The organism is Pseudomonas capeferrum, from assembly GCF_013523055.1.
GTDB lineage: Bacteria > Pseudomonadota > Gammaproteobacteria > Pseudomonadales > Pseudomonadaceae > Aquipseudomonas > Aquipseudomonas capeferrum_A.
The window spans coordinates 35856-51433 of record NZ_JAAMQM010000003.1; the positions used below are offsets into that span (position 1 = coordinate 35856).

2 protein-coding genes are annotated in these 15578 nt (G+C 62.7%); both read right to left on the minus strand.

All coding sequences use genetic code 11. The features are described from left to right. Window positions 1-127: 127 nt before the first annotated feature. Window positions 128-3340 (minus strand): non-ribosomal peptide synthetase, encoded by a 3213-nt coding sequence (locus G7009_RS04195; RefSeq protein ID WP_181128729.1) that lies wholly within the window; start codon window positions 3338-3340, stop codon window positions 128-130. Further along, window positions 3337-15489 (minus strand): non-ribosomal peptide synthetase, encoded by a 12153-nt coding sequence (locus tag G7009_RS04200; protein WP_181128731.1) that lies wholly within the window; start codon window positions 15487-15489, stop codon window positions 3337-3339. The genes G7009_RS04195 and G7009_RS04200 overlap by 4 nt, the downstream gene beginning before the upstream one ends. Window positions 15490-15578 lie beyond the last annotated feature (89 nt).

Sequence of the window (15578 nt, forward strand, 5' to 3'; positions counted from 1 at the left end):
CGCGTCTGGATAAAGGCGTAGATAAGACGCACGAGTAATTGGAAACCGGAATCAAACCTATTCACAATTTTTCCCAGGCGCCTGCAGTGAGCGGGCCCTGCGCCTCAGGGTCCGCTTGCAGCGTCGATCAGACGTGGGTTTCGCGCAGTTGGCGAGCCTTTTCCTCGAGCACGGCGCGTTGCTCTGGCGACAGTGTTTCCAGTTGCAGGTAGGCCCGCGCCGTAGCTTCCATCTGTTGCGGGTCTGTCCCCGGAAGCTCACGCAAGGCCTGGGTCAAGCTGGCCACTGTGGGATGGTCGAAAACGACGCCTGGGCTTATTTCGCAACGCAGGACCTTGCGAATCCCGGCGACCAGCTTGATGGCCAGCAAGGAGTGACCGCCGGCCGCGAAGAAGTCCTGGTGAATCCCCAGCGTTTCCTTTCCCAGCAATCGCGACATGCGCGCTACCAGGAGCGCCTCGAATGCATCGCGCGGAGGGTCGCAGACCTCGTGCTCCTCAGGCGCACCGAGCATCGCCAGAGCTTGTCGGTCGATCTTGCCATTGGCCAACCGCGGCAGGCCCTCCATGACATGGATGCGTCGTGGCACCAATGCTGACGGCAGCCGCGAAGCCAGCTCGCTACGAATCGCCAGGAGTGGATCTGCCTCGCCCTCTCGCACTACCACGAAGGCGACCGGCTGCATGACGCCGGGGTCGGCATCGACCGGCACTGCCAGCACCGCTGCTTCCTTGATAAACGCTTGGCGCAACAGCTCGGCTTCGATCTCACCCGGTTCGACTCGGAAGCCATTGACCTTGAACTGTTGATCCTTTCGGCCCTGCAAATAGAGGCCTCCCTGCGGCCGGTAACGTGCGAGGTCGCCGGTACGATAAAGCCGCTCGCCAAGCACAAAGGGGCTATCGACGAACACGTCGCCTTCTCTGTCGGCCTGCAGGTAGCCACGGCATACCTGCTGACCGCCGATGTACAGTTCGCCCAAAGCACCGGGCGGTACGAGCCGCAGCCTTGAATCGAGCACGTATACCTGATTGCCGGGCAGCACGGTATCGAGCGCGATCCTGGCCTGCTCGCCAACTGGCGGTGTCAGCGCCTGGACCATCACGCCGACGGTGGCCTCGGTGGGGCCGTAGTGATTGTAAAGCCGGCAATCCGGGCGTATTTCGAAGATACGCGCGATCAACCTGGGTGCGGGTGGTTCTCCACCCAGGATCAGCGTCGCGGGCAAGCGAGGATGCTCGGTTTCCAACAAGGCCGCCAGGTGCGAAGGAACGATCTTCAGGCAGTCCACCGCTTCTTCTTCCAGGTACGCGGCAAAACGATCGGGCCTGCGCAGGATGTCTTCGTCCGCTATGTGCAGACAGCCGCCGCTGTAGAGTCCGCCAAAGAGCGTGGTGTAGCCCAGGTCGGCCGCTACGGTAGAGGTCACAGCGAACTGCGAGCACGTTTGCAGTCCCATGACCTCGCTTGCTCCGCTCAGATAGTTGGCCAGATGTCGGTGCTCGATGACCACGCCCTTGGGCATGCCCGTGGAACCCGAGGTGAACAGCACGTAGGCCGCTTCGTGCCGTTGCCAAGGGTGCGCAGGGGGGCATTCGCTGGGCGACATGCCTGAGCAGGATCGGGGATCAACCAGCGGCAGACCTTGTCCAGACAGCGCTGCGCACGTCGCCTGCCTGCCGATCACCAGATGGGCATCGGCCTGAGCTATCCTCTCGAGTTGCCGCGACACTGGCCATTGTGGATCGACGGCCACATAGGCGGCGCCTATCCACCAGGTGGCAAGCGCTGCGACTACCCAGTCGCTTGATCGGCTCAAGGCGATGGCGGCCACGCTACCCTCGCTCAAGCCATGCCTGGCAAGCGCTGCCGCAAGCGCACGCACGCGCAGGTCGAGCGTAGCGTAAGTCAGGCGTTCGTCAGCGCAGACCACGGCGTCGTGCTCTGGCCTGCAGGCTACCCAGTGTCGCACCTGTTGCATCAAAAGCCTGGGCGCCTCGCTCTCGGCGGGCGGATTCAATGCCAGTAGACGAACCTGCTCCGCTTCGTCCACCAGATTGATCTCACCGATAGCAGTCATGGGGTCGGCGATGAGGGCATGCAGCGAGGCAAGATAGTGTCCAAGCAGCCGTTCGACGCTCGATGCGCTGTAGCACTCGGGAAGGAAATCCAGCAGCAGTTCGCTGCATTCCCCCGCCGCCGATAGCCGAACCTGCAACAGCAGTTCGTAAGCCAGGCATTGCTGCGGCGCGCGCACTGCGATCCACCCCTGCGATGCAGCGATCGACTCCGGCGTGTCGCGCAGCGTGGCAAAGCCGAACGCAGGGTGCGCACCCTGCGGAGCAGTCCAGTACTCCTGCCAGACAATGTGCTGTTCCTGAACCGCAGCCAGCGCTTTTGCCCAATGACCGAATGCCTGTGCGGGATCAATGCTCACCTGCAACGGCAATGCCTTTTCGAACACGCCTGCGCAAGAGGCGAAGTACTCGTAGTCTTCTCGGCTGTCATGCGTCCAATGGGCCAGGAACGCGGAGTGCTCGCTGATCCGGCTCAACAGTGCCCACCAGGCCGCTTGCAGCAGCTGTGTCGGGGTGACCTCCATCTCCGCGGCCTGGCGTTGCAGGCCGGCGCGCAACAACGGAGTCAAGGCAAGCTGGGCGCGTTCAGCCCTCAGTCCCTCGGGCTCGCCCAGACGATAAGGCAATTGCCCAGGCAAGTCGGCATTCTTGTGCATGTAACTGCGCCAGTAGTGCGCGGCAGTCTCCGCGTCTTCGTCCATCGCTGTCTCGGCACGCCACTCCAGGTATTGCTCGACGCGTGGAGCCTCTGCAGGCAGGGCAGTTCCAGCCCGTGCATAGAGGCTTGCCAGCCCGTCGACGATGAGTGCCAGGCCAAAGCTGTCGACCAAGCAACAGGGTATGGCCAGCGTCAGTAACCAGAGATTTTCATCGCGCTGTAGCAGCAGTGCATCGACCCAGGGTTCTTGCTCCATCGAAAATGCACGTCCGCGCCAGGCTTCGAGTCGCCGCTCCAGGGCTTGGGCAGGCAGAACGGTCGGTTCCACGCCAAGCGCAGGCGTCGCTCCCGCACCCTCGCAAAAGCGCAGACCATGGAAGCCCTGCAGCTGGCGCAGGCGTGCAGCGAGCACCGGATGCAGATTTGGCAGCTCCGACACTGCCCGTTGCAAACGCGCGAGGTCGAGCTCGCCATGGATCTCCAGCATGACTTCGTGTACCGCTTCGCCAAAGGTACGAGCACTTGCCAGCGACCGAACCCGACGTTGCTGCTCCGGGCAAAGCGCCACGCCACTGTTCCGAGTTCCTACCATCGCTTCAGTCATGCTGATGTCTCCGCGGTGGGCTTGGACAGCGACATGCAAGGCGCCGCCAAGCTGGAACGATCGACCATGTCGCCCATGGCAACCACGATCTTGCGTGGCCCTTCGAATGGATCACGGGCGTGGGCGACCAACATGTTGTCCAGGAGAATCACATCCCCCTTGCGCCAGTCGAACCGCACTGCGCATTGCTCGTAGAGCGCCCCGATCAATGACATGACCTCGTCTTCGATGGGTGAGCCGTCGCCGTAGTAGACGTTCCTCGGCATACGCTCGATGCCGAACATGGCCAGCAAGTCTTCACGCACGTCAGCATCGAGGCAATGGATATGGTGCAGCTGTACCTGATTGAAGAAGGAGCGTGCCCCGGTCAACGGGTGAGTAATGATTGCCGGGCATGGCGTACGGATCTGCAGTTCGTCATCGGCCAGCCAGCGCCAATCGATGCCCGAGGCACGGCAACGCGCCTCTACCTCGTCGCGGCTCTGCGTCTTGAAAAAGTGCTGCCAGGAAACATCCAGCTTGCCGGTGAAGGTGCGCACGTAGAGCAGCCCTTTGCGCTCGAACGTGTGCCGCAGCGTCTCCGGAAGCCTGAGGTACATCTGTCGGCAATCGACGACCGGAGTCGCGCCACCGACCGGTGATGGCTGTTCGCAGAAGAACAACTGCTTTCTCGGCCAGCTGTCCTGATGAGCGCTTTCGTTGTGGAACAGGATCATCTTTTTTTCGGGATAAGGCGTGGAGCGATAGGTGTTTTGCCCACCTTCCTGCTTCGGCAGGTCACCATAATTGCCATAGAGACCTGGCTGCACGGCCTCGGCGAAGGCCTCGAAGGCCTGGCTGTCACGTATGGAGAACCCACGGAACAGGATGCCGCCATGACGCGCCAGCTTTTCCTCGAGGTAGGGTCGGTTGGCTTCGATCCAGCGCACTGCATCCAGGTCCGGATCAGTAGGCTCCAGCACCAGGGGAAAGTCTTGGGTAGGTACCAGCAGCGACTCGCGAATCGGACGCAGTGTTTCAGTCGTCGTACGCACCTGAGATTTTTTCAGGAACTTGTCCAACTTGTTGCTCTTGCTGCCCGCGCCGGGGGGCATCGGCGTCGGCGCTTGGGCATTCTCCATAGGCATGTTCATGTCTTTCATCTTGATACCTGGGTCTTTGACGATCTGTTCGAGCATTCCTACCCAGCCGTCCACGAACGTCTGGATCTCGGCCTCTTCGAATAACGCACAAGCGTATCGCCACTGGCCGCTCACTCCCTGGTCCTGCCCTTGCTCGATGAACAAGGCTATGTCGAACTTCGATTGTTCCGACAGGCTCGGCAGCGGCTCCACGCTCAATCCCTCGATGCCACGGCTGCCCAAGGGAACGTTGTTCATCACGAAGAGCACCTGCACCAAGGGGCTGATGCCCTTGTGCCGAGGCGCCTGGACGGCTTCCACGATCATGTCGAATGGCAGGTCCTGGTGCTCGAATGCAGTGAGCAACTGGTCACGGCACTTGCCAAGAAGCGTCGTGAAGGACTCGCCGGGGGCCTGCTGCGAGCGAAGCGGCAGGACATTGACGAAGAAACCGATCAAGCCTTCGAGCTCAGCTTGCTGGCGACCGGCAAAGTCGACCCCGACCACCACATCCTGGGTGCGCGCGATACGGTGCAGAAACGCTTGGAATACCGCCAGCATGACGGTGTAAAGGGTCACCTGAGCCTGAGCGGCAAGCGCCGCGAGCCCTTCGCTCGTGGCACGCGTCAAGGCAAACGATACACAGCCACCGGCGTGAGACGGCTGCGTGGGTCGTGGCCGGCGTACCGGCAATGGCAGATACCCGGAATACCCGCCAAGCGCACTTTTCCAATATGCCGCCTGCTTCTCCAGCAAGCCGGTGCGTTGCAGCTCCTGCTGCCAGAGGGCGAAGTCCGAATACTGCAAGGCAAGCTCGGGCAACGGCGTCGTATGGCCTGCGCGAAGGCGGCCGTACACTTCGACCAGCTCGTTGGCCAGCACCGCCATCGACCATCCATCGGAGATGATGTGGTGCATGGAGTAGAACAGCACATGCTCCTGAGGACCCAGCCGTGCAACCTGCATGCGCAACAACGGTGCCTGTTCGAGCACGAAAGGATGAGTTTCGTTTTCCAGGGCCAGCGCGGCAATCTGCACTGCCTGTTCGGCACGGCTCATCTCGGACAGGTCTGTGAACGGCAGGTCGAGCGTGAGCTGCGGCAAGATCAAGGCGATCGGCTCGCCCTCTTCGTCCTGACCATAGGTCGTGCGCAGCACCTCGTGTCGGCGAATCAGCGACTGCAAGCTGGCCTGCAAGAGATTGATGGATAGCTCACCCCGCAGACGCACGGCCATCGGCATGCCGTAGGCAGCGGTCCCTGGTGACAACTGTTCGACCACCCACAGCCTGCGTTGCACCAGCGCCAAGGGCGCAGTGCGCTTGCCTGGCCAGGCGCGCAAGGCCACGCCATGTCGAGCGCAGTCCTGCACGGCGGGTGTGATCCGTGCCACGAAGTCCGCCAGCCTCGGATGATCGAACAGGTCTCTGAGCTCGAGGGTGGATGCCAACCGCTGGCGCACTCGTGCTACCACTTGCGTGGCCAGCAGGGAGTGCCCACCAAGATCGAAGAAATTATCGTCTCGGCCTACCCGTTCCAGTTTCAGGACATCGGCCCAGACAGCCGCTACCCGTTCTTCCAATCCGTCATGGGGCGCACTGTAGCCCTGCTGCAGCTGGCTCGCCTCAGGCCTGGGAAGTGCCTTGCGATCCAGCTTGCCATTGGGCGTGAGTGCCAGTTTGTCCACGAACATCAAGTGGGCCGGAACCATATAGTCCGCGAGTGCCGACTTGAGCGCGCCACGCAGCGTGTCACGAGCCGCGGCCTGTAGCTGCGCGGTGTGCAGGATTGTGCTGTCAGCAGGCACTATATAAGCCACCAACTGCGCTCCGCTCGCCCCTTCATGGGCAAGCACCACGGCCTCGTGCACGGTGCTCTGGCCACGTAGACAGGCCTCGATCTCACCCAACTCTATGCGGAAACCACGCACCTTTACCTGATGATCGATGCGAGCAGTGTATTCAATGACCCCGTCGGCTCGATAATGCGCCAGGTCCCCGGTGCGATATAGCCGCCCTCCTCCTTTTCCATGGCTATCGAACGGGTCGGGTACGAAGCGCTCGGCGGTCAATCCCGGACGGTTCAGGTAACCTCGGGCCAGCCCGGCCTGGCCCACGTGCAGCTCACCATGGCAGCCCTGCAAGGTCAGCTCGAAGTCATGGTCCAGCAAGTACCATGACAGGTCCGCAATTACAGTGCCCAGCGGACTGGCGATGCTCCGTCGCACGTCCTGCTTACTCAACGGGCGATAAGTCACATGGACGGTCGTCTCGGTGATGCCATACATGTTGATCAAGTGCGGGCGGTTGTCGCCAAAGCGCTGGAACCAAGGGGCCAGACTGCCTACATCGAGCGCCTCACCGCCAAACACCACATAGCGCAACGCCAGGCGATCGGTCATGCCGGCTTGACAGGCAATCGGGATCAGTTGCTTGAATGCCGACGGCGTCTGGTTGAGCACGGTGACCTGCTCACGGACAAGCAAGGCATGAAACTCTTCCGGCGACCGGGCTATGTCCTTGGGCACGATGACTGCACGCGCACCGTGCAGCAGTGCGCCGAACAACTCCCAGACGGAGAAATCGAAGGCATAGGAGTGGAATACCGTCCACACGTCATCGGCGTCGAACGCGAACCCCTCCCTGGTAGCCTGGAACAGACGCACGACATTATGATGCGTCAGCTGCGTGCCTTTGGGTCTTCCCGTAGATCCGGAGGTATAGATCACATAAGCCAGATTCAGCGCGACGGCCTCGTTGACCAGGTCGGCGTCGTCGTAGTCTGACCAAGCGCGTTCCCCGCCCCCGACGTCCAGACAGTGCACCCCTGGCATGATCGGCACCTGCAAATGGGGTTGCGTCAGCAACAGCCGGACGCCACTGTCCTTCAACATGTACGTCAGACGATCCTGTGGATACTCCGGGTCAAGGGGCACATAAGCACCTCCCGCCTTGAGTATCGCCAGCAAGCCCACCACCATCTCGAAGCTTCGTTCCAGCGCCACGCCTACCAATACGTCCGGACCGACACCTAACTGCCTGAGCCTATGCGCCAGTCGATTGGCTCTGCGGTTAAGAGCGTCGTAGCTCAATCGCTCGGTGCCAAAACTCAAGGCTGTGGCCTGCGGTGTGCGCTGCACCTGTCGTTCGATCAACTGGTGCAGGCAAAGATCCTGCGCATAATCGACATGGGGGCCGTTCCACTGTTCGATGATCTGCCGCTGTTCATGCGCGCGCAGCAACGGCAACTCGGCGACACGTCGCTGCGGCTGTGTGACGATACTTTCAAGCAGGTGCACCCAGTGTCGGCCCAGGCGCTCTATGGTGGATCCGTCGAACAGAGCGGTCGAATACGTGATCGAAGCCTGCAGCGTGCCGTCGGCTTCTGCAGTATCGAACGTGAGGTCGAACTGTGACGTACGCTGTTCCCGTGGCCAGTCGCGCAGCGTCAGACCCGGCAAACTGCGCGGCTCGCGCTGAATGAGGGCTTGATGGTTGAACATGACCTGGAACAGCGGGCTGTGGCTCTGGGTGCGCTCAGGCTGCAAGGCCTCGACCAATTGTTCGAAAGGCAGGTCCTGGTGCATTTGCGCGCCCAACGCCGCTTGCTTGACCTGCTGCAGCAAGGTGGCAAAGGTGGTCCGCGAATCGAATTCCGCCTTCATGACCTGCGTGTTCACGAAGAAGCCGATCAGCCGTTCAGTCTGCCAATGGGTGCGATTGGCAACAGGTACGCCCAAGCGGATATCGGCTTGCCCCGAATACCGATGAAGCAGTGCCTGCAGGCTCGCGAGCAAGACCATGAACAGCGTCGCCTCCTGGCCTCGGGCGAAGGTTGCGAGCCGCTGTGCCAGTGCCTCGTCCAGTACCAGACAGTGCCGTGCACCGGCATGGCTCTGGACGGCAGGACGCGGGCGATCGATCGGCAGTTGCAGTACCGGCTGCTCGCCTCCCAGCTGTGTCTGCCAGTAGGCCAATTGCCGGTCGCGTTCACCGTTGTCCATCCAGCTACGTTGCCACCGCGCGTAGTCGGCGTACTGGATCTGTAGCGCCGGCAGTGTCGATGCCCGACCCTCTCGGTGACTTTCATAGAGCTGGACAAGCTCATCCACCATGATCGGTATCGACCAGCCATCGGAAACGATGTGATGCTGAGTGAGCACCAGCACATGCTCGTCACTGGCTCGTCGCAACAATCGGACGCGAAGCAGCGGCCCATGCTCCAGATCGAACGGACGCAGGACCTCCTCCTCCACCCTTGCTCCCGCTTCATCGCTATCAGCCGTTTCCAGCGTCTCGAGCTCCCAATCGAGTTCCAGGTAGTCATGGATCACTTGGCGGGCGTGGTCGCCGTCCTGAAGGAAGGTCGTGCGTAGCGGTTCATGTCGAGCGATCAAGGCTTGGAAGCTTTGCCGCAGGGCTTCGACATTCAGTGCGCCCTGCAAGTGAAGCACCGCGGGAATGTGATAGGCGGCACTCAGGCGGTCGAGCTGCCAGAGGAACCATAAACGTTGCTGGCCGTAGGAAAGTGTCAGAGGCTGGCTGCGTGGAACGCGCTCGATAGCGCCGATACCCTTCGTGCCGCCTTGCGTGGCCTGTTCGACAAAGTCCGCCAGCACTGGCGCTTCGAACACACTCCGCAGCGATACGTCGATGCCAAGCGCCTGGCGCAAGCGCGAGATCATTCGCGTCGCCAGCAGAGAGTGCCCGCCCAATTCGAAGAAATGATCGTCCAGGCCCACTTTATCCAGCTGCAAGACCTGCGCCCAGATCGTCGCCACCTGCTGTTGCAAAAGGGTTTTCGGCGCTACATAGGCATGCTGCAAGAGCCTGGCGTCGGCCTGTGGCAGCGCCCTGCGATCCAGCTTGCCGTTGGGCGACAGTGGCAGCTTGACGAGCAGCAGCAGGTGGGCGGGCACCATATGGTCGGGCAGGTCGTTCTTGAGAGCAGAACGCAACGTCTCGCGCAAGGCCCGCTGCGCCTCGACGTCGGCGACTGCCTGCGCGTCGACGGGCACGACATAACCCACCAACTGCGCCCCGCTCGGTGTCGGCTGCGCCAGCACCACCGCCTCGCGAACCGACGCGTGTTCGAGCAGCCTGGCCTCGATTTCACCCAGCTCGACCCTGAAGCCGCGCACTTTGACCTGATGATCGATACGCCCGCTGTATTCGAGCACACCGTCCACACGGTAGCTGGCCAGATCCCCGGTACGGTAAAGGCGACCACCGCCCTCTTCGCTGGTATCGAATGGATCGGGTATGAAACGCTCGGCGGTCAAGGCGGGACGATTGAAATACCCTCGTGCCAGGCAACCACGCCCGCCTATCAGCAACTCGCATACCTGACCGACAGGAGCGAGCGACAAGCCGTTATCGCACAGGTAGGTCGCGCGCCCTCCGATGGCCCTGCCGATCGGCACGCTGGCCTTGGTCACCTGTTCATGCTCGATCGAGGTGCAGTCGAACACGGTCGCCACTACCGTCGCCTCGGTGGGGCCATAAGTATTGAGCAGCCGGACTTGCTTGAGGCTGGAGGCAAACCAGTCATTGAGCCCTTCCGGGGGCATGGCCTCGCCTCCCACGTGGACCTGACGCAGCGACCCACACGAGGAGACGCCGCGCATGTGCGCGGCAAACAGCCGCCAGTAGGCGGTCGGCAGGTCCGCCACGGTCACGCCCTGGCGCAGGAGCGTGTCGGTCAGTGTCTCGATGTCCCACAGGTCCCGGCCACGCATGACCACCTGCGCGCCGCGGCACAGCGCCGGATAGAGCTGTTCTACGAAACCGTCGAAGCTCACCGTGGCGAATTGCAACACCTTGTCTTCAGGGGTCAATCGCGAGTAGTCCGCGGCCACCTGGCAGAACGTCGACAGCTCGCCTCGAGCGATAGCCACACCCTTGGGCATGCCGGTGGACCCCGAGGTATAGATCACGTAGGCAAGGTTGGCTGGCGCCGTTATCGGTACCGGATCGCTTTCATCGAAAGCCGCCAGACCCTGTTCATCGGCCATCCGTTCAAGGCACTCCAGACCTTCGGTCGCTGGCAGCCGTGGCTTGATGTGAGGCTCGGTCAGCAGCAGACGGATGCCGCTGTCCAGCACCATATGCGTCAATCTGTCATGAGGATATTCCGGGTCCAGAGGCACATAGGCGCCACCGGCCTTGAGGATTCCCAACAGACCGACGATCAGTTCGAGACTGCGCTCCATCGCGATGCCGACCCGGACTTCAGGCCCCACGCCCCATTCGCGCAACTGGTGAGCAAGACGGTTGGCCCTGCGATTCAGCTCTCCGTACGTCAGTTTCTGCTCGTCGAGCACCAATGCGGTCGCTTCTGGCCGCCACGCCGCCTGCTGTTCGAACAGTTGCACGGTGCACTGCAGGTCGGCGACCGGCCGCGGTGCCGGATTGCATGTCTCAACCAGCTGGCGATGTTGCCGAGAATCCAGCAAGGGCAACTGCGCAACCGCGACCCTGGACTGACCGAGACCGTGCAGGAGCGTCAACCAGTGTCCTGCCAGACGCTGGATACGGTCCTCGTCGAACAAGTCCGAAGCATAGTTGAACGAGGCAGTCACCCCGTCGGAACGCTCCAAGGTATCGAGGGACAGATCGAATTGCGTGGTCCGCTCGATCCAGTGGACTTCCTCTACATGCAGTCCCTGCACGCTGTCGTGCGATACACGCTCGCCGAGGTCCAGGAGATGATTGAACATCACCTGGAACAGCGGATTGTGGCCGAGTCCACGGTCCGGCTTGAGTGACTCGACCAATACGTCGAACGGGAGATCCTTGTTGGCCTGCGCCTGGAGTGTGGTTTCCTTGACCGATGCGAGTAGTTGACTGAAGGTCTGTGCAGGATTCACCCCAAGGCGGGCAATGACCGTATTGACGAAAAAGCCGATCAAGCCTTCCAGTTCGAGACGATTGCGATTGGTTACCGGAATGCCGATATTCAGGGTGTCACGGCCGCTGTACCGTGACAGCAGCAGTGCGAAGGATGCCAGGAATACGTGGAACAGCGTCGCATTGGCCTCGACCGCCAGCCGGCGCAGGGAGGCAGTGAGCTCGGCGGGCAATCGGACATCGATGCGTCCGCCTCGGTGACTCTGGACTTGAGGCCGAAGGCGATCGGCGGGTAACTCGAGGACCGAGAAATCGTCTTCCAGCCGCGTCTTCCAATAAGACAGCTGGGCCTGCAACTGACCCTCGGCCAGGCGCTGTCGTTGCCAGGCCGCATAGTCAGCGTACTGTATGGCCAGATCGGGGGCAGCAAGGGACTGGCCGCGGACCAGGGCGTTATAGCTGCTCGCAAGCTCGCGAACCATCACGCTCATCGACCAGCCATCCGATACGATGTGGTGAAGCAGGACTGCCAGCAGGTGTTCGTCTTCGCCCGTCTTGAACAGGCTGACTCGGATCAACGGGCCGCGTGCGAGATCCAGGGGGCATGAGAACGACGCATCCAGCTGTCGAGTCACCTGCGCGGGTGAAGCGACACCCAGGTCGATGAATTCGATAGTCGCCGGTTGCGCAGGGCGTATTCGCTGCCAGGGCACGCCATCTTGCTCGACGAAGATCGTGCGCAATGTTTCATGGCGACCAATCAGCGCGTCGACTGCGGCCTGTACCGCTGCCAGGTCGAGCACGCCTCGGATCTTGACTGCCAGCGGTGTGTTGTAGGCAGTACTGTCAGGATTGAGCTTCCAGAACATCCACTGACGATACTGCGCATGTGACACCGGCATTGGCTCATTGCGATCCAGTACCTGGAACTCACCTCCCTCGACCTTATCCTGCGCCTGCAGCGCCTGCGTGAAGCCTGCCAGATCCAGTGTGTCGAACAACAGCCGTAACGCGACCTCCAGATGCAGCTGTTGCCTGATTCGCGAGACCACCTGGGTGGCCAGCAACGAATGCCCACCCAAGGCAAAGAAATTGTCGTCAAGACCGACCTGCGGCACCTGCAGCACATCGGCCCAAATGGCCGCGACCTGCCTTTGCAGTGGTGTCTCGGGCGCTCGATAACGGGCCGTGGCGGCGACGGGTTCGGGCAGGGCCTTGCGGTCGACCTTGCCGTTGGCGGTCACCGGCAGACGCTCCAGCAGCATGAGGTAGTGCGGCACCATATGCTCGGGGAGCGTCTGCTTCAGCGTCGCGCGAAGGCTGTCGACGACGGCCTGTCGAGCGTCCTCTTCCACCGGCCAGTGCTGGGGCGCCAGATAGGCCACCAGTTGCCGATTGGCCTCTTCGCCCAGCAGACGCACCACGCCGCTGTCGATCCCCGGCAACGTACGCAGGCAGCTCTCGATCTCCGCCAGTTCGACGCGGTAGCCACGTATCTTCACTTGACCGTCGATACGCCCGGCGAACACCCGCTCGCCGTCGCGGTTCTGTCGTACCCAGTCACCTGTACGGTACATCCGCGTGCCGTGAGCGCCGTGGGGGTCGGGTACGAAGCGCTCGGCGGTCAGTTCCGCCTGGCCCAGGTAGCCGCGCGCGAGCCCTGCGCCAGCTATGTACAGCTCTCCTCTGGCCGTGCCGGGAACAGGCTGCAGGCAGCCGTCCAGGGTGTAGGCGCGCAGGTTGTCCAGCGGGCGACCGAGCAGCGGCTGGTCTTCCAGGGCATGCGTTAGGACGCCGACCGTGGTTTCGGTGGGGCCATAGTGATTGATCACGCTCAGGGCCGGCGCCAGCGTCTTGATCCGGCCCAGCAGGGCGACGGTGCACGCTTCGCCGCCGATCACCAGGCAGCGCCGGGGCAAGGCGCGCGCGCCCTCGGCCAGCATGGCCTGCACGTGCGAGGGAACGATCTTCAGCGCATCGATGGCGTGCGCTTGCAGGTAGGTGGCGAACGCTTCCGCATCGAGGACGGACGCCTTGGGCAGCAGGTGCAGGGTCTTGCCGGAGCACAATGCGCCGAACAGCATGGTGTGACCGAGGTCGGCCGCCGGCGTGGTGACCATCGCCAGGCTGTGGATCTCGTCCATCGGCAAGCGCTGGGTCACGCCGCGCACGTAGTTGACCAGGGCGCCGTGGCTGACCGCGACGCCCTTGGGCTGGCCCGTGGTGCCGGAGGTGTAGATGACATAGGCCAGGTTGTCGGCGTGCACCCGCGCCTTGCGCAGGGCAACCGGTGGATAGTCGCTCTCCAGGTCGATCAGTGCGACGCCCTGAGGCAGACTGACCTGCCCTGCCCGGCCCAGCACCCAGTGGACGTGACTGTCGGCAAGCATGAAGTCCAAGCGCGCCCGTGGCTGTTCAGGGTCCAGAGGCAGGTAGGCTGCGCCGGCCTTGAGCACGGCCAGGATCCCCACCAGCATTTCGCTGGTTCGATCGGCCAGCACGCCGACGCGCTGATCCGCTTGCACACCCCGATCCAGCAACACCTGCGCCAGGGCGTCCGAACGTGAGCACAGGGTGGCGTAGCTGATCCGCCCGTTTTCGCAGACCGCGGCCAGGCGCTGCGGCTCGCGGCTTGCGGCGGCTTCGATCAGGTCGTGGATGCCCAGGTGGGCCTCCACCGCCGTGCCGCGGTGCTCCGCGGGCGGACACGCCTGCAGAGCCAGGGGCAGTTCGCCGACGAGACCTGTCGACGGCTGGGTCAGCCCTTCCAGCAGTCGCAGCCAATGCTGGCCGAGACGGGCGATCGTGGCGTCTTCGAACACGTCCAGCGCGTAGGTGAACACGGCATGCAGGCGCCCGGCGCTTTCGTAGGTATCCAGGGCCAGATCGAACCGGGCGCTGTGCTTGTCCAGCGCGACCTTTTCCAGCGTCAAACCGCTGCCCAGGCGGATCTGGCCGGCGTCGGCGATGGCCGCCTGGTGATTGAACAGCACCTGGAACAACGGACTGTGGGCGCCGCTGCGATCGAGCTCCAGGGCCTCTACCAGCCGCTCGAACGGCAGGTCCTGATGCGCCTGGGCACCCAGGGCGGTGTCCTTGATCCGGCTCAGCAACTGGCTCACGTCCAGCATCGGGTCGATGTCGGTGTGCAGCACTTGCGTGTTGATGAAGCAGCCGATCAGGCCTTCGACCTCGGTGCGATGGCGATTGGCGACGGGCACCCCGACGCGGATCGCTCGCTGGCCGCTGTAACGCTGCAACAGCAGCTTGAACGATGCCAGCAGCACCATGAACAGGGTCATGCCCTGGGCGCTGGCCAGGGTCCTGAGGCGCTCGGCCAGCGCCGCCTCGATGTGCATTTCGTGACGCGCCCCGTGATAGCTCGGCTTACCGCCACGGGGGCGGTCGAGCGGCAGGTCCAGCGGCGAATGGTCATCACCCAGCTTGTTGCGCCAGTAATCCAATTGCCGGTCCTGTTCACCAGCCTCCAGCCAGCTGCGTTGCCACAGGGCATAGTCACGGTACTGGATCGGCAGCGGCGGCAGTGCCGCTTCGGTGTGCTGGCAGGCTGCATCGTACAAGCGCACGAATTCATCGATCAGCACATTGAGCGACCAGCCATCGGCGACGATGTGGTGCAGGGTGAGCAGTAGCACGTGCTCATCGGCGGCCAGCTTCAAGAGTCGCACGCGCAGCAATGGCCCCTGCGACAGATCGAAGGGTGCTTGCGCCTCGGCCTCGGCCAGCGCCGCGACCCGTGTCTCGCGTTGTACCGGGTCCTGGGCGCTCAGGTCATGCTCCACGATGGCCACCTCGGCGCACGCCATCACTTCCTGCCACAGCTGCTCGCCCTCGACGCGCAAGCACGTGCGCAGGCTCTCATGGCGCGCCACCAGGCGGTCGAAAGCTTGCTGCAGCGCACGCGTATCGAGGACGCCTCTGAGGCGCACCGCCATGGGCAGGTTGTAGGCAGCGCCTTGCGGGTCCAGCTGCCAGAGGAAGGCCATGCGCCGCTGGGCGTAGGACAAGCCATCGCGGTCGTCGCGAGCAACATCGGCCGGAATCGGAAACACGGAAAAATCGACGCCTTCGGCCTGTAGCCCCGCCAGGAACACACGGCGTTTTTCCGGCGGCAGTTCGATAAAGCGGCGAGCGAGTTTCAACGAGTTTTCGGCATTCATGCGATGCGTCCTTAGCGATAGGAAGCGGGACCACAGGGCCCAGTCATCCCTCAAAGACGAAGCAGCCGCGAGTCGATTTAGCCCAAGGC